The sequence below is a fragment of the Acetivibrio clariflavus DSM 19732 genome (assembly GCF_000237085.1).
GTDB classification, from domain to species: domain Bacteria; phylum Bacillota; class Clostridia; order Acetivibrionales; family Acetivibrionaceae; genus Acetivibrio; species Acetivibrio clariflavus.
This window is the reverse complement of record NC_016627.1, coordinates 121,970-142,659: the sequence shown is the minus strand read 5'-3', so window position 1 is coordinate 142,659 and position 20,690 is coordinate 121,970. Positions and strand designations below refer to the sequence as shown.

18 protein-coding genes and 1 riboswitch are annotated in these 20,690 nt (G+C 35.5%); of the genes, 6 read left to right on the top strand and 12 right to left on the bottom strand.

The window, feature by feature from the left end; translation table 11 throughout:
• Positions 1-18: 18 nt before the first annotated feature.
• Positions 19-120, bottom strand: a riboswitch (SAM riboswitch).
• 253 nt (positions 121-373) lie between these two features.
• The 11 genes from CLOCL_RS00620 to CLOCL_RS00570 all read right to left on the bottom strand — a co-directional run bounded on the left by CLOCL_RS00620 (position 374) and on the right by CLOCL_RS00570 (position 12,104).
• A complete protein-coding gene (locus CLOCL_RS00620) occupies positions 374-565 on the bottom strand; it encodes a hypothetical protein (protein WP_014253519.1) in 192 nt (63 codons plus the stop codon).
• 23 nt (positions 566-588) lie between these two features.
• Positions 589-990, bottom strand: coding sequence for a thioesterase family protein (locus tag CLOCL_RS00615; RefSeq protein ID WP_014253518.1), 402 nt, complete (start codon positions 988-990; stop codon positions 589-591).
• A gap of 273 nt (positions 991-1,263) precedes the next feature.
• The gene (gene ftsH / locus CLOCL_RS00610) at positions 1,264-3,075 is read right to left on the bottom strand and encodes an ATP-dependent zinc metalloprotease FtsH (protein ID WP_014253517.1); all 1,812 of its coding nucleotides are present in this window, start codon (positions 3,073-3,075) and stop codon (positions 1,264-1,266) included.
• A gap of 202 nt (positions 3,076-3,277) precedes the next feature.
• The gene (hpt, locus tag CLOCL_RS00605) at positions 3,278-3,826 is read right to left on the bottom strand and encodes a hypoxanthine phosphoribosyltransferase (RefSeq protein WP_014253516.1); all 549 of its coding nucleotides are present in this window, start codon (positions 3,824-3,826) and stop codon (positions 3,278-3,280) included.
• A gap of 15 nt (positions 3,827-3,841) precedes the next feature.
• Positions 3,842-5,248 (bottom strand): tRNA lysidine(34) synthetase TilS, encoded by a 1,407-nt coding sequence (gene tilS / locus CLOCL_RS00600; RefSeq protein ID WP_014253515.1) that lies wholly within the window; start codon positions 5,246-5,248, stop codon positions 3,842-3,844.
• 48 nt (positions 5,249-5,296) lie between these two features.
• Positions 5,297-6,637 carry a replicative DNA helicase gene (gene dnaB / locus CLOCL_RS00595; protein ID WP_014253514.1) on the bottom strand — a complete coding sequence of 447 codons (1,341 nt, stop codon included), beginning with the start codon at positions 6,635-6,637 and terminating at the stop codon, positions 5,297-5,299.
• A gap of 11 nt (positions 6,638-6,648) precedes the next feature.
• The gene (gene rplI / locus CLOCL_RS00590; protein ID WP_014253513.1) at positions 6,649-7,095 is read right to left on the bottom strand and encodes a 50S ribosomal protein L9; all 447 of its coding nucleotides are present in this window, start codon (positions 7,093-7,095) and stop codon (positions 6,649-6,651) included.
• 31 nt (positions 7,096-7,126) lie between these two features.
• The gene (locus CLOCL_RS00585; RefSeq protein WP_014253512.1) at positions 7,127-9,136 is read right to left on the bottom strand and encodes a DHH family phosphoesterase; all 2,010 of its coding nucleotides are present in this window, start codon (positions 9,134-9,136) and stop codon (positions 7,127-7,129) included.
• A 31-nt stretch (positions 9,137-9,167) separates the two neighbouring features.
• Entirely contained in the window at positions 9,168-9,509 is a 342-nt protein-coding gene (locus CLOCL_RS00580) for a MazG-like family protein (RefSeq protein WP_014253511.1), read from the bottom strand.
• Between the two features lie 330 nt (positions 9,510-9,839).
• Positions 9,840-10,673 carry a prephenate dehydratase gene (gene pheA, locus CLOCL_RS00575; RefSeq protein ID WP_014253510.1) on the bottom strand — a complete coding sequence of 278 codons (834 nt, stop codon included), beginning with the start codon at positions 10,671-10,673 and terminating at the stop codon, positions 9,840-9,842.
• A 162-nt stretch (positions 10,674-10,835) separates the two neighbouring features.
• Complete coding sequence (locus CLOCL_RS00570) at positions 10,836-12,104, bottom strand: WG repeat-containing protein (RefSeq protein ID WP_014253509.1); 1,269 nt, start codon at positions 12,102-12,104, stop codon at positions 10,836-10,838.
• A 249-nt stretch (positions 12,105-12,353) separates the two neighbouring features.
• Between CLOCL_RS00570 and CLOCL_RS00565 the strand changes: the two genes are divergently transcribed.
• On the top strand, positions 12,354-13,445 hold the full coding sequence (locus CLOCL_RS00565) for an AI-2E family transporter (RefSeq protein ID WP_014253508.1): 1,092 nt from the start codon (positions 12,354-12,356) through the stop codon (positions 13,443-13,445).
• A gap of 148 nt (positions 13,446-13,593) precedes the next feature.
• Here CLOCL_RS00565 and adhE read toward each other — a convergent pair whose 3' ends face one another.
• Complete coding sequence (gene adhE / locus CLOCL_RS00560) at positions 13,594-16,200, bottom strand: bifunctional acetaldehyde-CoA/alcohol dehydrogenase (protein WP_014253507.1); 2,607 nt, start codon at positions 16,198-16,200, stop codon at positions 13,594-13,596.
• A 267-nt stretch (positions 16,201-16,467) separates the two neighbouring features.
• Here adhE and CLOCL_RS00555 point away from each other — a divergent pair, with 267 nt between their 5' ends.
• From CLOCL_RS00555 to CLOCL_RS00535, 5 genes are all read left to right on the top strand, one after another.
• On the top strand, positions 16,468-16,809 hold the full coding sequence (locus CLOCL_RS00555; RefSeq protein ID WP_014253506.1) for a hypothetical protein: 342 nt from the start codon (positions 16,468-16,470) through the stop codon (positions 16,807-16,809).
• A gap of 475 nt (positions 16,810-17,284) precedes the next feature.
• Complete coding sequence (locus CLOCL_RS00550; protein ID WP_014253505.1) at positions 17,285-17,611, top strand: hypothetical protein; 327 nt, start codon at positions 17,285-17,287, stop codon at positions 17,609-17,611.
• Positions 17,598-19,562 carry a V-type ATP synthase subunit I gene (locus CLOCL_RS00545; protein WP_014253504.1) on the top strand — a complete coding sequence of 655 codons (1,965 nt, stop codon included), beginning with the start codon at positions 17,598-17,600 and terminating at the stop codon, positions 19,560-19,562. Before CLOCL_RS00550 ends, CLOCL_RS00545 begins: the two co-directional genes overlap by 14 nt.
• Position 19,563: 1 nt before the next feature.
• The gene (locus CLOCL_RS00540; protein WP_014253503.1) at positions 19,564-20,055 is read left to right on the top strand and encodes a V-type ATP synthase subunit K; all 492 of its coding nucleotides are present in this window, start codon (positions 19,564-19,566) and stop codon (positions 20,053-20,055) included.
• 18 nt (positions 20,056-20,073) lie between these two features.
• Positions 20,074-20,670 (top strand): V-type ATP synthase subunit E, encoded by a 597-nt coding sequence (locus tag CLOCL_RS00535; protein WP_014253502.1) that lies wholly within the window; start codon positions 20,074-20,076, stop codon positions 20,668-20,670.
• Positions 20,671-20,690 lie beyond the last annotated feature (20 nt).

Genomic DNA, 20,690 nt, shown 5'->3' with positions numbered 1-20,690 from the left:
AAGAGGGCTTTATTTCTCTCCTTATCTTTCAGGATATTTATCCTGCAGGAATTGGCACCGATACTTAAAGCCGGTTGCCGGGTTTCATAGGGCCCTTCCCTCCACCTCTCTTGATAAGGTTACACTTGTATTATTTTGTCAAAATTAATTTATCATATACATCCCATTAAGTCAATAAAAATACTATTTTTCTCAATAAACTTTTTTAATTGGACGTCTCAAGCAATGTTTTTTGATGTGCTTGCGATCTGTAATTAGATACTTTTTGAAATGGTATTATTCAAATTTCTTACTAAAATATAACTTATAAATATAAAGCTGAAATTATTTATTAAGACAGCATGTTGACTTTTTATTTAACTGAAAATTTACACTATTTTATAATTCGCAAACCTTCAGATATTTCTTCCAAAGGCTCAGGCTTAAATTCATTGCTAACTGCAAAAAAGCGTCCTTCAATTTCCTTAATAACAACTGTATTAAAATTTATAATATCTTCACATAACATTCCGGTATATATTTCCCTGTTATTTACATCTTTAAATCCTGAATACTTCCGAACCAACCCTATTACTCTCCTTTTTCATCTCAAGAATTCAGTTTTCCATACACTTTATCTCTAAATCTTGCAGATTCAACGATATATCTCTCATGCTGACCTTCACCAATTTTTTCTTTTGCATCAAAAGCTTCTACCTTAAAAATCAGTTTTCTTCCTTCTATGGAAATAAGTTCCGCAACTGCTTTTACTTTCATACCAATGGGTGTAGCCGCCATATGCTTAACGTTAATGGCTGTGCCTACTGTCGTATAACCCTTAGGCAGGTGCAATGAAACAGCTGACGATGCAGAACGCTCCATGAGACATATCATTGCTGGCGTGGCATATACATCCAGATCTCCACTGCCCATTTCCTCTGCAGAATTCTTATTAAATACTTTAGTTTCAATTGATGCAGTTAAACCTACTTTTAAATTTATATTTTCCATATCATTTATACCTCAAAAACAAACTTTAGTTACATTGGAATATTTAAAATTAACATTTGATAATCAAAGGTAAGTGTGTTGTGAAGCAATTTTACAGATCGCAAAAGCACGTCATAAAACCTTTGTTATTATATCAAAAAATTTTTTACCTATAAAGAGTTATTTAAAAAGATTTAATCAAAAATTTTAAGCTTGAATTAAAATATTTGGAGATAAAAAGAGATAGTTTTAAACTATCTCAATATACTCCATTCTTTATATTTCCCACATTACTTAAGCATTTGCAAAAAGTTCTTCAAATTCGTGTCCTTCAAGCTTTTCCTTTTCCATCAAAGCATTTGCAACAGCGTGAAGCTTATTAATATTCTCTCTCAGTAAGTTAAGTGCTTTTTCATAGCAGCTGTCAATTATTCCTTTTACTTCTCTATCGATTTGAGCGGCTATTTCTTCACTATAATTTCTTGTTTGAGCAAAATCCCTGCCTATAAACACTTCTTCATTTTCGTTACCGAATATCATATTTCCCAAAGTATCACTCATTCCATACTTGGTTATCATTCCTCTGGCTACACCATTAGCCTGCTTAAGGTCTCCTGCTGCACCGGTACTGATTTCACCAAGCACCAATTCTTCAGCTGCTCGTCCTCCCAATGCTATAATAATGCTTTCAAGTAAATTGGATTTTGTCTTATAGGACTTATCTTCATCGGGTTTGAAGGATGTATATCCTCCTGCCATTCCTGCAGGGATAATCGATATTCTGTCCACCTTGTCAGTAGTAGATACCAATTTAACAGCCAGAGCATGCCCTGCCTCATGATACGCAGTAAGCCTTTTTTCTGCCTCGCTCATTACCCTGCTCTTCTTTTCTGGCCCCATCACAACCTTAAACACGGCTTCCTTTATTTCTGCCATGGTTATAACTGTCTTGTTGTTTCTGGCAGCAAGCAAAGCAGCTTCGTTCAGCAGATTTTCAAGATCCGCTCCGGTAAAACCTGGCGTAGTCTTGGCAAGTTCATCCAGCTTTACATCATCTGCCAGCGGTTTACCTCTTGCATGTACTTTTAATATCTCTTCCCTTCCTTTGATATCGGGCAAACCTACAACAACCCTTCTGTCAAATCTACCGGGTCTTAAAAGTGCAGGGTCTAATATATCAGGTCTGTTTGTCGCCGCAAGAATTATAACACCTTCATTTACACCAAAACCGTCCATTTCAACGAGAAGTTGGTTTAATGTCTGCTCACGCTCGTCATGACCGCCTCCAAGCCCTGCTCCTCTATGTCTTCCCACAGCGTCTATTTCGTCTATGAATACAATACACGGCGAATTCTTCTTGGCTTGATCAAAAAGGTCTCTTACCCTTGAAGCACCAACACCTACAAACATCTCAACAAAGTCAGAACCACTTATTGAAAAGAACGGTACTCCGGCCTCTCCCGACACAGCCTTTGCAAGTAATGTTTTACCTGTTCCCGGCGGGCCTACAAGTAAAACTCCTTTAGGAATTCTTGCACCCAATTCCACAAACTTTTTGGGGTGCTTCAAAAACTCAACAATCTCCTTCAGCTCTTCTTTTTCTTCATCTGCACCGGCAACATCATTAAAAGTAACCTTCTTTTTATCGTCTATAGTCATTTTAGCCCTGCTCTTACCGAAAGACATAACACGGCTTCCTCCTCCACCCTGCGACTGCTGGAGGAAAAATACCCAAAACAATACGAATATAATAATCAAGCCAAAAGTCGGCAATATTGCAACCCACCATGGTGCTGTAGGCGGCAATACCACTTCAAACGCAATCTTATCAGCCTTAATCGGTTCCTTTATCTCATCCATAAAGGACGTTATATCCTCCGGAATATAAACAATATATTTATTTTTTCCTTTTATATCTCTATTTAAAACTACCTCGGCTTTACTTCCTTCCAACTTAATTTCTTTAACATTATCATTCTGAATCTGTTGCAAGAGAAAAGAGTACTTGGCCACTTCCGGCCCTCCATTATTTGTAGCCACAGCAACAAACAGTAAAATTATAACAAATAACACTATATATATGCTTATGTTTTTGAAATATTTCAAAAAGCTCCCTCCTTATTTTGCATATCTATAATAAAGTAAGTATCTACCAAATGCCATTATATATTTACATTATATTAACATAACACGAAATAAAACACAATAAACCTTTAAAATTAACATCAAAAACTTAAGCCTTTTTGCATAAAAAACATTTATTCCGTTCATAATCCACAAACCGGTAAACTTATTCAGTCACAACCCACTAGTCTACTTTATTGTCGTATACACTTTCTTTCAATACGCATACATCGGGTAAATTTCTATATTTACCTCCAAAGTCAAGTCCATAGCCTACAACAAATTTATCGGGAATGGTTATACCGTTATAGGCAATGGGTACATCTACCTTACGCCTTGATGGCTTATCAAGGGCAGTACAGACCTTCACATCCTTAGGACCTCTGTCCTCAAACAAATCCTTGAGGTATCTCAGAGTAAGTCCCGTATCTACAAGATCTTCAACTATAAGTACATGTTTATTGGTTATATCTATATCAATATCTTTAATTATTCTGACAACTCCCGAAGATTTAGTTGAATTACCGTAACTTGAAACAGAAATAAAATCCATTTCTATCGGAATAGTTATATGCCTTATGAGATCGGCAAAAAATACAACTCCTCCTTTTAATACCCCTATTAATACTAATTCTTTTCCTTCGTAATCCTTTGATATCCTTTTACCCAGTTCTTTAACTTTTTCCTCCAGTGCTTCCCTTGTAACCAAAACTTCTTGTATATCTTCAAACATAAAGTTCCTCCATTCTTATAACCTGTGCATATTGGTTTTATATTTTAACTTCAGTACTTTTTTAGTATTTTCAGTAACTTTAAATTTATCACTTATTTTATAACCAATAATCCAGACAATTTCATTTCCTTTAGCTATTAAAGGTATATTATCTCTTATTTCTCTCGGAATTTTATTATCAATGAAATACTCTTTTAATTTTTTTGTACCGTTGGAATTTATAGGTTTGAATAAATCTCCTTCTTTTCTTTTCCTTATATTTATTCCCTCAATCACTCTATCATAATCAAAAAACTGGATGAGAGAACTTCCATTCATACCTTTAAAGTCATTGATATTACAATCAGTTATAACAGAAGCTTCAATACAGTATTTACCATCTCCCATTTCAGTAATTCCAGGTATATTTAAAACTGCTTCAAAACTGAAAGATTCCGTCTGCCTTTCTTTTTTATAAAATCTTATGCTTTCATAAGTTCTTCCTGCTTTTATTCCGGGAAGGTCAATCCTAGAACCTACTTTCCCGCTATTTATCATCTCCAGAATTTTTTCTATATGCACACTTTCAATTTCTTTAACATTTCCCTTCACTTCTTCAATGGCTTTTCTTATAACTCTTCTCTTTATTGCTATATGCATTTTTTTAATTTTTCTCAGTAGAAGTTCAACTTCCCCGTTCTCTTTTCTTAAAACAGCATCGCAGTATGCTTTTCTAACTTTACCGTCAATAAAATCCATATCATCTTTAATAAGTCTGCTCATCCTGTCAATGCTCTTCACCAAACTGCAATCAAAAAGATTATCAATGCTTGGAATAACATCTAGTCTAATTTTGTTTCTGGCATAAATTTTTTCAAGATTTGAACTATCGATAACAGTTTCTAATTTTTTTTCGAGTATGTAAGCCTCTATCTCGCTTCTTTCAATATCTAAAAGCGGTCTTACTATCCTTCCTCTGATATAATCCATTCCTTTAAGTCCGTCCAGTCCGGTCCCTCTGATAATATTCATCAGTACAGTTTCAGCCTGATCATTTTTATTATGAGCTACTGCTATTTTGTCTGCTCCTATACTGTCCGCAACCATTTCAAAATTTCTGTACCTTTCTTCACGCCCTGCCTCTTCTAAAGACATTCCCTTTTGCCGGGCTGCTTTATTTATATCCACTCGTATAGACTTAAGCTCTACACCTAGTTTCTTGCAGAAACTTTTTACAAATTCCTCGTCCCGATAGGACTCGTCACCCCTAAGCATATGGTTTATATGGACCGCTACCAGTTTTAAGTTTAAATCATTTCTTAAGGACCACAAAACATGAAGCAAGCATATGGAATCCGGTCCTCCCGATACACCTACTACTATACAGTCACCGTTTTTTATAAGGTTGTTCTTTCTAATCGTACTTAAAACTCTTGTTATCATAATTATATACCCATATAATATGCAATATTATAAAATGCTCATTATTAACTATTCCCTATATTTCTCCAAGTTAGCAAACTTGGTATATTGCCCAAGCCATGCAAGCTCAACAGTTCCGGTAGAACCCGCTCTATGCTTTGCAATAATGACCTCTGCCACATTTTTTTTGTCGGTATCCGGGTTGTAATAATCATCCCTATATAAAAACATGACTATATCTGCATCCTGCTCAATAGCTCCCGACTCTCTCAGATCGCTTAAGATCGGCCTATGATCCTGCCTTTGTTCCGGAGCACGACTAAGCTGTGAAAGTGTAATTACAGGAACATTTATTTCCTTGGCAAGAATTTTCAGTGACCTTGATATTTCCGATATTTCCTGCTGGCGGTTCTCTGATCTGCCGCTCTTACCCTGCATAAGCTGAAGATAGTCAATTACTATCAGGCCAAGATTTTTTTCAATTTTTAATCTTCTGCACTTTGCCCTAATTTCCATTATGGACGCACCCGGAGTATCATCTATATATATAGGTGCTTCCGATAAAGGCCCTAAAGCTCTTGCAACCTTCTGCCAGTCACTGTCTTCAAGTTTTCCGGTTCGCATTTTTTGGCTATCAACCATTGCTTCACTGGCTAGCATTCTGTTTACCAACTGTTCTTTAGACATTTCAAGGCTGAATATGGCTACAGGTATTTTCGAATGTATTGCTGCATGCTGAGCTATATTAAGCACAAAGGCTGTCTTTCCCATTGCAGGCCTTGCAGCAATAAGTATCAGGTCTGAATTATGAAGACCTGCTGTCTTGTAATCTAAGTCTATAAAGCCGGTGGGAATTCCCGTTATATATCCCTTACTGTTATATAACTCTTCCAAGCGGTTAAAAGTATCCACCAAAACGTCCTTTATAGGGACAAACCCTTGAGTATTTCTTTTTTGCAGAAGGTCAAATATTCCCTTTTCGGCCTTATCCAATACATAAGCAACTTCTTCGGAAGCTTCATAGCCCATGTTTATTATATTTGTCGAAACCTTAATCAGTTTCCTTAATATTGCTTTTTCCTCAACAATCTTTGCATAATGTTTGGCATTTTCGGTAGTAGGTACAATGTTAGCAAGACTAGTAAGGTATTCAAGGCCACCGACACTGTCCAATGTTCCCCTCAACTTAAGCCTTTCAGCTACTGTAATAAGGTCTATAGGTTCGCCTTTTTCATAAAGGTCAATGATGGCATCAAATATTTCCTTATGATCGTCCCTGTAAAAATCTTCACTGCTAATTATTTCTATTACACTTGTCAATACTTCCTTGTCAAGAAGTATTGCACCAAGTACAGACTGTTCCGCCTCTATATTTTGCGGGGGTATCCTACCTAATGAACCTATATCCATATATATACATCTTACTCCTGTTCAACTTTTATTGATAGTTTTCCAGTCACACCAGGATAAAGCTTAACTTCTACCTCATATGTTCCCAAAGACTTCAGTGAATCCGGCATATTAATTTTCTTTTTATCTATATCGAGTTTATGATCCTTTAAAAGCTTGTCCGCAACATCCTTACTTGTTATGGAACCGAAAAGTTTTCCGCTTTCCCCGGCTTTGGTTTTGAACACAACAGTAATAGATTTTAGTTTTTCTGCCAATTCCTTTGCCTGCTGAAGTTCTTTTTCCTTCTTAATTTTTTCGGCTTCTTTCTTTGAATTCATAATATTTATGTTGGAAGAATTCGCTTCAACAGCAAGCCCCTTTGGAATCAAAAAGTTCCTTGCATAGCCGTCACTGACATCTACCATGCTTTCCTTTTTGCCTAACCCTTTTACATCTTCTTTTAAAATAACTTTCATCTGTATCTCTCCTTCTAAAATAAATTTAACCCTATGTTTCTTCTTTTTTATAATCCTCCATATATTCCAAAATAGCATTTCTAAGTTTTTCTTTTGCTTCATCCACAGTTACCCCTTGTAGTTGAGCACCGGCAACTGTCATATGTCCTCCTCCACCAAGCTTTTCCAATATCACCTGAACATTTACCTCACCCAGTGATCTTCCGCTGATGGAAACACCACCATTGGCACTACTCATTACAAAAGCTGCAGTTACACCAGCCAAATTTATAAGCTGATCTGCCGCCTGGGCAGCTATTAAAGCACAATTCTTGACGACTGGGGAGCACACTGAAATAGCAATACTGTCCATAAAAATTTCCGCGTCCTTAACAGTATTGGAAACATTAATATATGTATCAATATCATTTTGAAATAGCTGCTTTACTACTACAGTATCCACTCCTTGTCTCCTCAAAAATGCTGCTGCTTCAAAAGTCCTTACCCCGGTTTTAAAGGTAAAATTCTTTGTATCCACTACAATACCTGCATATAGTGCTTCAGCCTCTATCGGCTTTAACTTGATTTTTTCCTCGACATACTGCAAAATCTCCGTAACAAGCTCGCATGTGGAAGAGGCATAGGTTTCATGATATGTTAAAACCGCTTCCTGTAAGTAATCTGCACCTCTTCTGTGATGGTCAATTACCACAATTTGATCGGTATATCTTATCAAATCCGGTGCTTCGGTATATTGGGGCCTATGCGTATCCACAATTATAAGCAAAGTTTTATTATTCACTTTATCCAAAGCATCGGTTGTAGCTATAAAAATATTATCATATTCATTGCTTTTTTCAATTTTCGATACGAATTTGTCTATTGTAGGGTTAGAACTGTTTAATACAATGTATACTTCCTTATTGCGATTTTTTGCTACCCTGTAAATGCCTATTGCGGCACCAAGGCAATCGATATCGCAATTTTGATGTCCCATTATCATTACATTGGAAGCCTGGTCTATCAATTCCCTGAGGGCATAGGCAATAACTCTTGCTTTAACCTTTGTCCTCTTTTCCAGTTCCCTCGACTTGCCTCCATAAAAGGTAAAATCTTTACCGTCTTTTATAACTACCTGGTCTCCTCCTCGGCCTAATGCAATATCAATGGAGGCACTGGCATATTTAAAGTTTTCCCAAAGCGAATCCCCGTTTAATCCAAATCCCAGACTTAGAGTTACCGGAATTTTGTTTCCGACATTAATCTCTTTTACGCTGTCTAAAATCTCAAATCTTTTATCTTCAAACTCTTTCATATATTTGTATTCAAACACAATCAGATATCGGTCTCTCTCGTACTTCTTAACAATACCTCCTGTATTTTTCATCCACTGATTTATTTTTAAATCAATTTCAGCAAGCATTTGAGGGCGATTTGCATCATCCGTACTCTGCATTAAATCGTCATAATTATCTATAACAATCAGACCAATAGTTATTTTTTCTTCATCAAATCGCTTTTTCAAATTTACCAGTTCAGTATTGTCTAAAAAATACAAAAGAAGAATAAACTCATCCTCATCAATCTTCCTGTCCACTTTTACGAAACTTCCCAATACCTTATAATTCTTGTTCCCTATGGCAATTTCTTTTGTAAAGTTATTCTGCTCGTTTGCAATATTATTAGTATCTAAATCTTTCACAAAAGTGTGTATTGTTTTCTCTAAAAGATCCACTCCTCCGAAAATTTCTTTCGAAGATGAGTTGTACCATATTATAGTGCCGTCTACTTCCAATACAACCAGAGGCATTGGAAAGTTAAGCAAAGTATCTTTTGTTGCCCTGTCTATGTTAAGAGTTAAATTTTCTATATATCGGGTAATTTCCTTTTTTCTGATGTAATTTGATCTATAATTGTAATACACCAGAAAAAGAAACATTACAAAGCCGGGTAACGCAATTCTATAATCAAGATATGCTATAACTGCCAAAAGGATAAATATTATCCACAGATAAAAACCCGCCTTTGGAATAAAAATTCCCGAATGCTTTTCACTATTCATAACACTTTCTCTCCATATAGGTATCACTAATCTACTTATTGTTTTTTATCCTTGAACTATTTAAATGTCTTGACAGTTCGGACAAATCACCATAATATTTTTCCACATCATGATTTTCAATCAATCCAAGCTTAATCTTGTTCTCAATTTTTAATTCAATTGAATTATAACTTATACCTAAACGTCTTCCCAACAGATAACATATCAAAATTATATTTGCCAATGTATCGGAAACAACTTCATGTACTTCTTCTCTAACACCATTTATCAAAGCTTTAAAAAGGTTTGCAACATCTGTCAAAAGCTCGCTCTTCAGCCACTCTATTATTTTTATATTTCTGGTTATGTCAATCTCCTTGTCCAACAAAGCCATAAAACCACTCCATTAGTATTATAATATGCCTTTCTGAAAAAATATACTTTCAATATCGAAGTATAAAGCCAATTAATTCAAAATTTTGAGATAGCAATTGCCAAACAGCAATCAAAATACTGTTTAGGATTTTCCAAACAGCCTGATTGCAAACAATAAGAATGAAAGTAAAAATTTAACCGAATTCATATTTTTCGGTGTTTACAGCTTTTAAATTTTTTTATAGATATTTTAAATCAAACAACATGTGACATATATAATAATAACACTAATATCTTTATAAGTGTTTATTTCCCAAAAAAACATAAGTTAAATTTTATGTTTTTTTAATCACTTTATAACAAATTCAGGATAAGAGCCCAGAAATTTATAGAAAGAAGTCTTTCTTTTCACCATAGTCAAAGCATCCCTAACATCATCATCTTCTATATGACCTTTTAGATCTACAAAAAATATGTAATTGCCAAGTTTGTCCTTTGCAGGTCTCGATTCAATTCTTGTCATATTTATATCCCACAAATTAAAAATATCCAATATTCTATACAAACTTCCCGGTTTATCTTCCGTTGAAAAAACTATTGAAGTCTTATTATTTTTTGCTTTCTCAGCGGCAGTTTTTGATACCACGACAAAACGAGTATAATTATTTTTGCTGTCCTGGATTCCTTCTGCAATTACATCAAGCCCATACACTTTCGCTGCAGTAAGAGACCCTATTGCAGCCATGTTAAAATCACATTCAGCTACCTGCCTTGCTGCTTCTGCCGTACTGTATAAAAATCTTATCTCCGCATGATTAAAGTTGGTTTCAAGATAATTTCTGCACTGACCTATGGGTTGCGGATGGGAAATTATATACTTTATATTTTCAATATTTGTCCCTTTTCTGACTAAAAGATTTTGTTTTACTTCAATAGCTATCTCTGCCTTTATTAACAGATCGACATCAGTGGCAAGGGTGTCCAATGTGGCATTAACAGCCCCTTCCAATGAATTCTCAATGGGCACTATCCCTTCATCAATTTCATCTTTATTTACCGCATTAATAATTTCCCCAAAGGTATTAAATGCACATTCAACAAAATCCTTTTCACCTTTTTTATACTCAAGAAGTGCTTCCTGAGAAAAAGTACCTTTTGGTCCCAGAAATCCAATTTTTAACATAGCCATCCCCTTAATTTAAATGTCGAAATATAATTTATATAATAACATTAGTTTTTGAAATTTCAAGTGGACTTTAGCTTTAATGGGCAAAGCTTCAGGTCTTTGCACTATATTATTATAAAATTATAAAGAATAAGCTCTTAAATTTTTACGTTTTGTGATTTAATAATTCCAAGGCTTGTACACAAAATTTCCTTTTGAATCGATATAACCCATCATACCTGACTTCCAAACCCTTGCTAATCCATCTTTAAAAGGTTCTGCATCTGTAAAAGAAGGTTCTACTAACCACTTTCCTGCTTTATCAACATAACCATATATGGTATCATAACTTCCTTCAATTTTCTTTCCGACAATTCCAAAACCCTCGCTAAAATTCTTATAATCATCATATTCAGGCTCAACTACTATTTCCATGTTTTCATTAATAAACCCATACTTTCCGTCTTTCACTATAGCAGCCATTTGTTCATTAAAATCATACATCTCTGTATAGTACATATCTGTTTCTTTAACAATTGTACCTTCCTTATTAATGTAGTAAAACTTATTATCTTTTTTTACTCGTGCCAATCCATTAGCAAACTCATTAGCCTCATCAAAATCCGGTTTTATTGCAAAGTTCCCCTGTTTGTCAATATATCCCCATTTCCCTTCTTCATAAACAAGTGCAAGACCTTCACCAAAAGAATGAGCTTTTTCAAATTTATAATCTATAACTTGTTCCCCTCTATTGTTTAGATATCCCCATTTCCCATTATTACCTTCTACTAAAATATAATCATCCGCCACCCAGAGTCTATCTTGAAAACTAGGCTCCACTATCTCATTACCATAAATGTCAATTAGTCCCCATCTATCATTTAATTGTACAGCACATAAAGAATTCTCAAAATTTGCTGCAAAATCATAAATAGGCTCAATTACCAGTTCCCCATCAGTATTTATAAATCCCCATTTATTATTTATCTTCACAGCGGCAAGCCCTTCAGAAAACTTCATAATATCATCAAATTCAAGATCACCGACTTCTTTACCCTCTTTATCTTTCAATTTCCATTTATAAGCTTTATAGGATATAAGGCCATTTCCAAGAAGTTTACAGCCGCTATAAATTGGCTGCAAAATATATCTCCCACTCTTGTCTATTATTCCATAGCCGTTATTGGTCTTCACTTTTGCCATTCCATCAACAAAATCTTCCGCATATTCAAAATAGGGGGAGATAACTACTTCTCCCTTTGAGTTCATATATCCATATTTATTGGACTGAAACCAAAAATTCCTATACTTTATAAATACAAAGTAATCCTGATTTGTATCATTACTCTTAATAACAATATTTTCCGATTTTCGGCCACCATTCACACTGCATGAAGTAAATACAAACAGGATGCAAAAAATTATAAATATTCTCCTATATCTTTTCATTTTATCCTCTGAGGCAGACAGCATTACCGAAATATCCGATATTAACTCCAGCCCTTCTCCCAATAACTATATTGTGTTTTAATACTATTATATAGATGTGAAATATATATCCGCAACACAATAGAGCTAAATCTCTCACATTACTTTACATTTTGCAATTCTTCAATACTTAATAAAACTACTTTATATGAAAACTTTGCTGGTATATACTATAAATATGTCAATAATATCTCATTGGAGGTTATGGGTATGTGGTTCAATCATAAATTCTTCAAGTATGGATCAGGCATACTTCTCACTTTACTTATAATATATATGTTTGGCAAAATAGATTTCTTTCTTTTGCCTTTCAAGAAGCTGGTAGCAGCGATATTTGCACCCATTCTTGCATCAATTATACTATACTATATACTAAGACCCCTCGTAAGAATACTGGAGAAAATAAGAATACCCAAAACCGTTTCCATTCTTCTATCTTTTTTGATTTCAATTTTTATTATTGTGTTAATTGTAAAAAATATAGGCGTTATAATAGTTCAGCAGTTCAACTCTCTTATGAACCTATTGTATAAAAACTTTGATATTTCTATATTTTCAAATAATACGTTTTTTGACAGCAGTATCATTCAATCCTTACCTATAGATGAACTTAAGAAAAGAGCCCTGCAGATTTTAGACAGCCTCATGAATAGTTCTAAAAATTTCTTTATGGGCTTTCTCTCAACGGTTACAAATATAAGTACAATAATTATAATGATTCCTTTTATACTCTTTTACTTTCTCAAAGACGATAAAGAATTTGTCAGAAAATTTATATCGTTTTTTCCTAAAAAATACGCACCCGAAGTTCGAAAAGTGCTTATAGATATAGACAGAGTACTTTCCTCTTATCTTGTAGGACAAATGACCGTGGCTTTAGCTGATGGAATTCTTATGTACATTGGTTACCTTATAATCAGAATAAAATATCCTTTGATTTTGTCTGTTTTTGTGACAATTACAGCTATGATTCCCTTTTTTGGCCCGTACATAGGAATTGTCCCTGCAATTTTTGTTGCACTGACAATGAATCCATGGATGGCTCTGAAGGTTTTCCTGCTTCAAACAATTGTGCAACAAATAGACGGAAATTTTATAGCACCGCAAATTATGAAGCAAAAGCTCAATATACATCCCGTTACCGTTATACTCCTTCTTATGATAGGATCGGCTCTATACGGTTTTGTAGGTCTGTTGATAATTGTACCGGTTTATTCAGCTTTAATAGTAACGCTAAAAAATATATACAGAATTTATAAAACGGAAAAACTAAACCATAGCAAATTAAAACCTACCAAATAAATTTTTGAAATTTCCCGTTTTCCTGCTTTTTGTACATTCTCTGAAAATATAGTCAAAGCAGATGCAGGAAATTTTTCAGGATAAAAAAGTGGGCTAAAGCATTGGCCTTAGCCCTGTTTATATTTATAAAGTGCCATTATAAGGAACATTATAAGCCATAAGCTTTAATGTAAATTTCCTCAAGTTCCTTAACTAATGGCAATCTAGGGTTGGCTGTGGTGCACTGGTCTTCAAAAGCCTTTTCAGCAAGCATCGGAACCTTTGACAAAAATTCCTTTTTGTCAACTTTGCATTCTGCAATAGTCATAGGAAGATTTAACTCTTTCATCAAATCCTTTATTGCTTTAATGAGGCTTTGTACTCCTTCTTCAACAGTAGATGCCGGTAAACCTAATGCCTTTGCTATCTCGGCATATTTCTTGTCGGCGATGAAAGTCTCATATTTCGGGAAGGATACAAACTTGCTCGGTTTTGATGCATTGTATTCTATCACATGAGGTAATAGTATCGCATTTGCCCTTCCGTGAGGAATATGAAACTCGCCGCCTAATTTATGGGCAAGACTGTGGTTTATACCCAAGAATGCGTTAGTAAAGGCCATTCCCGCTATACATGAAGCATTGTGCATTTTTTCTCTTGCCAATTTATCGTTTCCATTCTTATATGACCTTGGCAAATACTCAAAAACCAACTGTATAGCTTTGATTGCCAAACCATCTGTAAAATCTGAAGCCATCACCGAAACATAAGCCTCTATAGCATGGGTCAAAACATCCATACCGGTATCGGCTGTAACCGATGGCGGAACAGTCATTACAAATTCAGGATCAATAATAGCAACATCCGGTGTAAGTTCATAATCGGCAAGTGGATACTTTGTATTATTCTTCCTGTCGGTAATAACTGCAAAAGATGTCACTTCCGAGCCTGTTCCCGATGTGGTGGGTATTGCAACAAACTTAGCTTTCTTACCGAGTTTAGGGAATTTAAACACCCTTTTTCTTATATCCATAAATTTTAGTCTCAATGAATCAAAATCAGTCTCAGGATTTTCATAATAGAGCCACATTCCCTTGGCTGCATCAATTGCCGAACCTCCACCTAAAGCAATAATAACATCGGGTTGGAACTTTTTCATCAAATTGTAGCCCTTTAATACCGTATCTACAGAGGGATCGGGCTCAACCTCCGAGAATATCTCGCAATGAACATAGTCATGTCTCTTTCTCAAGTAATACAGAACTCTATCAACATAACCTAACTTAACCATATAAGGGTCTGTCACAATAAACGCCTTTGATATATCGGGCATTTTTTCAAGATATTGAGTTGAACCGAACTGGAAATATATTTTCTCAGGAATTTTAAACCACTGCATATTGACCCTTCTCCTTGCCACTCTCTTCTTATTAATAAGGTTTACCGCGGAAACATTGGCTGTTGTAGAATTCCTTCCAAAAGATCCGCAGCCTAATGTCAGAGACGGCATGTTTGTATTGTAAATATCTCCAATTGCACCATGGGTTGAAGGAGAATTTATAATAAGTCTTCCTGCTTTGATTCTTCTTGCAAATTCATCTATTACATTCTTATCTTCGGAATGAATAACTGCAGAGTGTCCAAGCCCGCCAAACTCAACCATTTCCTCGGCAATCCTTATTCCCTGTTCCCAGCCGTCAACAACATAATATGCTAGGATGGGACTCAATTTCTCCCTTGAAAGCGGGTACTCAGGTCCAACGCCATTAAGCTTTGAAATCAGTATTTTTGTATCTTCAGGCACCTCAAAACCTGCCATTTTAGCAATTTTATAAGCCGGCTGACCCACCACTGCCGGATTCATTGCACATTTAACCTCATCAATCGCGGTTTTTTCCAGTTTCTTTGTCTCCTCTGCATTTAAGAAATAACATTTATTTTCCTTCATGAACTTTTCAAATTCTTTGCTTATTGCCTTGTCTACAATTACAGCTTGCTCTGAGGCACAAATCATTCCGTTGTCAAAAGTCTTTGAAAGAATGAGGTCGGTAGCTGCTCTTTTTACATCCGCAGTTTTTTCAATATAGCATGGAACATTGCCCGGCCCAACACCTAGAGCTGGTTTACCGGTGCTATATGCAGCCTGAACCATTCCAGCACCTCCTGTTGCAAGAACCAACGCAACCTTTGGATGATTCATGAGCATCTGGGTAGCTTCTATGGAAGGCTGTTCAATCCATTGAATGCAATCTTCCGGGGCACCGGCCTTAATGGCAGCATCTCTTACAATTCTTGCTGCTTCCGCGCTGCATTTCTGAGCCGAAGGATGAAATGCAAATATAATAGGGTTTCTCGTTTTTATTGCAATTAAGGATTTAAACATGGTGGTTGAAGTAGGATTGGTAACCGGGGTAACTGCGGCAATAACTCCTACAGGTTCTGCCACTTCAATATAGTCTTCATAATCATTTTCTCTTATTACTCCAACTGTCTTGTCATATTTAATGCTGTGATAGATGTATTCAGTTGCAAATATATTCTTTATGCTCTTGTCTTCAAACACACCCCTGCCGGTCTCCTCAATAGCCATCTTTGCAAGTCTCATGTGTTCATCAAGGCCTGCCATAGCCATCTCTTTTACTATGGTATCAATTTTATCCTGGTCAAATCCCATGAACCTTTCCAGTGCAGCCTGTGCTTTATCCACCAGTTTGTCTATTTCCATCTTTATATCAATTGTTCTGTCTTTCTCCCTAATAGCTTCTTTCATAATCATGAGCATTACCTCCTTTATATTATCAAGTTCCAATTAACCGACTTAAAAAAGTTTGTTATTTTTTTAACACACTTAGTTAAAAATAATACACTGTTAATCAAGTGCACTATGTAACTTCTGTACTTTATTCGTTAATTATTTAACAATTTCTTTATAAAATATTGTTATATTTTTGTCAATCTCTTTTCAAAAATTTTTTATGAAAATTAAAAAAATTTGGAACTTTATTTTTTCAAATGTAATCTAACAAATTTGAGGTGGATATTTATGAAAAGTAAAATTAAATTTTTAGCTGTAATTTTGATGTCTTTTATTCAGATATTGATAGTTTGCCCCAATGATGTCAATTCAAAATCAAGCCCTGTTATCAATCAAACTGAAAATATTGAGAAAGTCGTTGCTACTCCTTGCCCCACAAAAGGAGAATATTCTAAAAGCAGTGCTACTGCCTACCCGGTGATAATTAATCCTAATATTAATAATGATATTGACAAAGACATGGTCATCCAAGGCGATTCGTCCATTGATCCGCATATATTGATAGACCCTCCGGGAAGACGTTTTGATCCGGAACTGTTCAACACTTTTCCTCCCGAGGAAAAGCGTTAGAGGATTTCTACACTGTTATCCTCCCATTTTTTAATTCCACGCTGTTCCATCTTTCTTTATTGTCAAATTACCATAGAGCAATGTTTCCCAGATGTATAGGTAATAATCCTGTACTTTATTCCTCTTTATCAAACCATAAACTGCGTTATTAAACAAATTTGCATTAAAAAACTGTATTTATTGTCCATTTGATATTATTGCCTTCCTATCCCCTATCTGTGTTCTTCCAAGTCTTTTTCTGCCATTTTATTGAACTATTAGTTTTATAAAGCATATAAAGCCTTGATAATAATCTCTTGTAATGATAATATATTAAATAAAACGCTTATATATTATCTGTCTTATCTATATATATTTGTATTGTGCATAATTAAAAAGTATAATGATTAAATTATAATTGCCGATAATAAAGTATAAATATCTAATTGATTTCTGAACTAAGGACTATTAAACACGTACACAAGGTGGTGATCAAGTGTCTTTGGAAATCCTGAAATCCATAAAACAAACCGAAGAAGAAGCTGAAAAGCTTCAAAAACAGTCTTTAGATGATTCACGTCAAGTACTTTCTGAAGCCAGCAACCAGTCTTATAAACTTCAGGAACAAGCTATAGAAGATGCTGAGAAAGAAGCAAAAGAAATTCTTTTAAAGGCTGAAAAACTTGCAAACGACCAAGTCAAACAGTTGCAGGCAAAAGTGGACAAAGAATGCGAAGATATTAAAAATCAGGCACGCAAAAAACTTGACAAGGCTGCAGAAATAATAATGAGAAAGGTTGTGAATATTTATGGCAATAGTTAAAATGAGCAAACTTTCTCTAATTGGCCTTGAATCGGATAAGGAAAAAATTTTAGATATCCTTATGAACATGGGAGTAGTAGAAATATCCGAAAGTTTAGAAAAACTCTCATCTGAAGAGTGGAAGGATTTAGTGGTCCAAGATGGAGACAGTGAAAAAGTTGCTATTTTAGACGACAAAATTAACAAAGTCAAATGGGCTATAGAATATCTTTCCAAGTTTTCATCAAAGAAGAAGGGACTTTTTTCAGAGAAAAGATGTATAGATAAAAACGAATATAACATGACCATACAAAATATCGATAAGCTTTCTTCCATTGTTGAAAGTATTCATAAATATAATGATCAACTGGCATACTTAAAATCGGAAAAAAACAAATATGCTAATCTGATTTTAAGTTTAGAACCATGGCAGCAATTGACCATTCCTCTCAATGTGACTTCAACTTTAACAACAACAATACTGATAGGCATTGTACCCCATACCTCGACTTCTGACAGGTTAAAAGAAGACCTCATAAGCGAGGCCCCTGAGAGTTATTTTGAATTAATAAGCTCTGACGGTCAACAAAATTATATTCTTGTAATCTATCACAATTCCTGTGAAGAAAATATTCTTAAAGTTCTGAAACGGTATAACTTTTCAAAGGTGGTTTTCAAAGAACTTGAAGGCACTGTCAAAAGTAATATTGATCGTGCCCAAAAGAATATTACCCGTATTGACAAGGAATGTGAAAAGGTAGAAAAAGAGGTTTCCGAATTCGCCAAATACAAAGACGATTTGGAAATACTTCATGATCATCTGCTAATTGAGAGGGACAGGGTTAAAGTATTGGACAATCTGCTTAAAACCAGTCGAGTTTTTTATCTTGAAGGATGGTTCCCTTCTGAGCTTGGTGAAAAGCTTAAAACCAAGATAAACAGTCAGGTAGAATGCTTTCTGGAAATAACCGAACCGGATAAAGATGAAGATTTCCCTATACTTTTGAAAAACAAAAAACTGGTTCAGCCATTTGAGGCAATTACTGAAATGTACAGTTTACCCAGTACTAAAGACGTAGATCCAACTTTTCTTATGGCACCTTTTTACTGCTTCTTCTTTGGAATGATGGTCAGTGACGCCGCTTACGGCATAGTAATGGCATTAATTACCGGAATAATTCTGCTAAAATACAAACTTCAGGGAACCATGGGAAAGATGATAAAGCTCCTTTTCTTCTGTGGGATATCCACCGTTGCGTGGGGAGCTATGTTCGGCGGATGGTTTGGAGATATACTTCCTCTTATATCGGGCGGAAAACTAAATATACCGCCTATATGGTTCAATCCGTTAGACAACCCTATGAAACTTCTCATCTGGTCCATGGTATTTGGAGGTGTTCACCTGTTTACCGGCATGGGTATCAAAGCCTATATGCTTATAAAAGAGGAAAAGATCTTTGATGCAATATTTGATATCGGTTCCTGGTATATCCTGTTAATAGGTGTAGCACTTCTTTTGGTTGGAGGCACTCCTGCACAGGTAGGTAAATACATGGCAATAGTCGGTGCAGCAATGCTTGTTTTAACACAGGGCAGAGACAGCAAAAATATTATTAAAAGGCTGTTGTCCGGTGTACTTAGCCTGTATAATATAACCGGTTATTTAAGCGATGTTCTATCCTACTCAAGACTTTTAGCTTTAGGTCTCGGTACCGGAGTTATTGCCTCGGTTATAAATACCTTAGGTACATTGTTTGGATTAAATCCTTTAGGAATAATAATCTTGATAATTGTCTTTATTATAGGACACACTTTCAACCTGGCTATCAATGCCCTTGGTGCCTACGTACACACCAGCCGTCTGCAGTATGTTGAGTTTTTCGGTAAGTTTTATGAGGGTGGAGGCAAACGCTTTGAACCCTTTAAAAAGAATACAAAATATATTACATTAAATGACAAGGAGGCAGTTTAAAATGGATTGGATAGCATATTTATTTAACGGTAATTTTCTTGCATTGGCAGGTGCAGCTTTAGCTGTAATTCTGGCCGGTATAGGTTCGGCAAAAGGTGTAGGACTTGTGGGTGAAGCCGCTGCAGGTCTTGTAACCGAAGACCCGAAAAAATTCGGCCAAACTTTGCTTTTGCAAGCTCTTCCCGGAACACAGGGTATATATGGATTGCTTACAGCTTTCGTTATCCTAAATAAAATAGGTATCGTAGGCGGAAATTATGTAGAACTCACAACACAACAAGGTTTCTATTTCTTAGCTGCTTCGCTTCCGATAGCTTTTGTCGGTCTTTTTTCAGCCATTAATCAAGGTAGGGCTGCTGCTGCAGGTATAGGAATCATAGCTAAAAGACCGGAAGAATTGTCAAAAGCCATCATGTACGCAGCCATGGTTGAAACCTATGCGGTTTTAGCACTGCTTGCCTCAATATTGATGGTAACCGGAATCAAATTATAATAAGGGAGTGTCCCCAAAATGTCAGGTGCGGAAAAAATACAAGCAAAAATTCTTGAGGAAGCTCGTGCTGTCGCAGAAGCCAATCTCAATAGGGCTAAGGAAGAGGCTGCAAACATGATTAAAGCTGCTACTGAGGAAGCAGAGGCTAAAAAAAAGCAAATAATAGAGAAAGCCGAGCTGGAAGCTGCAGAAATTAAAAAAAGAATTATTTCCATTGCCGAACTTGAAGCAAGAAAGCAAAAGCTTAAGGCAAAACAGGAAGTTGTTGATGAGGCTTTTGATCTTGCACTAAAAAAACTTATCAATCTTCCTGACGACGAATACCAAAGTGTTCTTACCAAGATGATATCTTTCTGTGTAAAAACCGGTAATGAAGAAATATTATTATCGTCAAGGGACAAACAAAGATTGTCCCCCGGTTTTTTAGATGATTTAAATAAGGCACTTCAACAAAAAGGAATGCCGGCGAACCTGAAGATATCCGACGAAACAAGGGATATCACCGGTGGGTTTATATTAAAATCCGGAGATGTAGAAATCAACAACTCCTTTGAAGCAATAATAAGAATGAATCGTGACGATATAGAGCCGGAAGTAATCAAGAGTCTGTTTTAGTTCTATAAAGAAATGTTTAC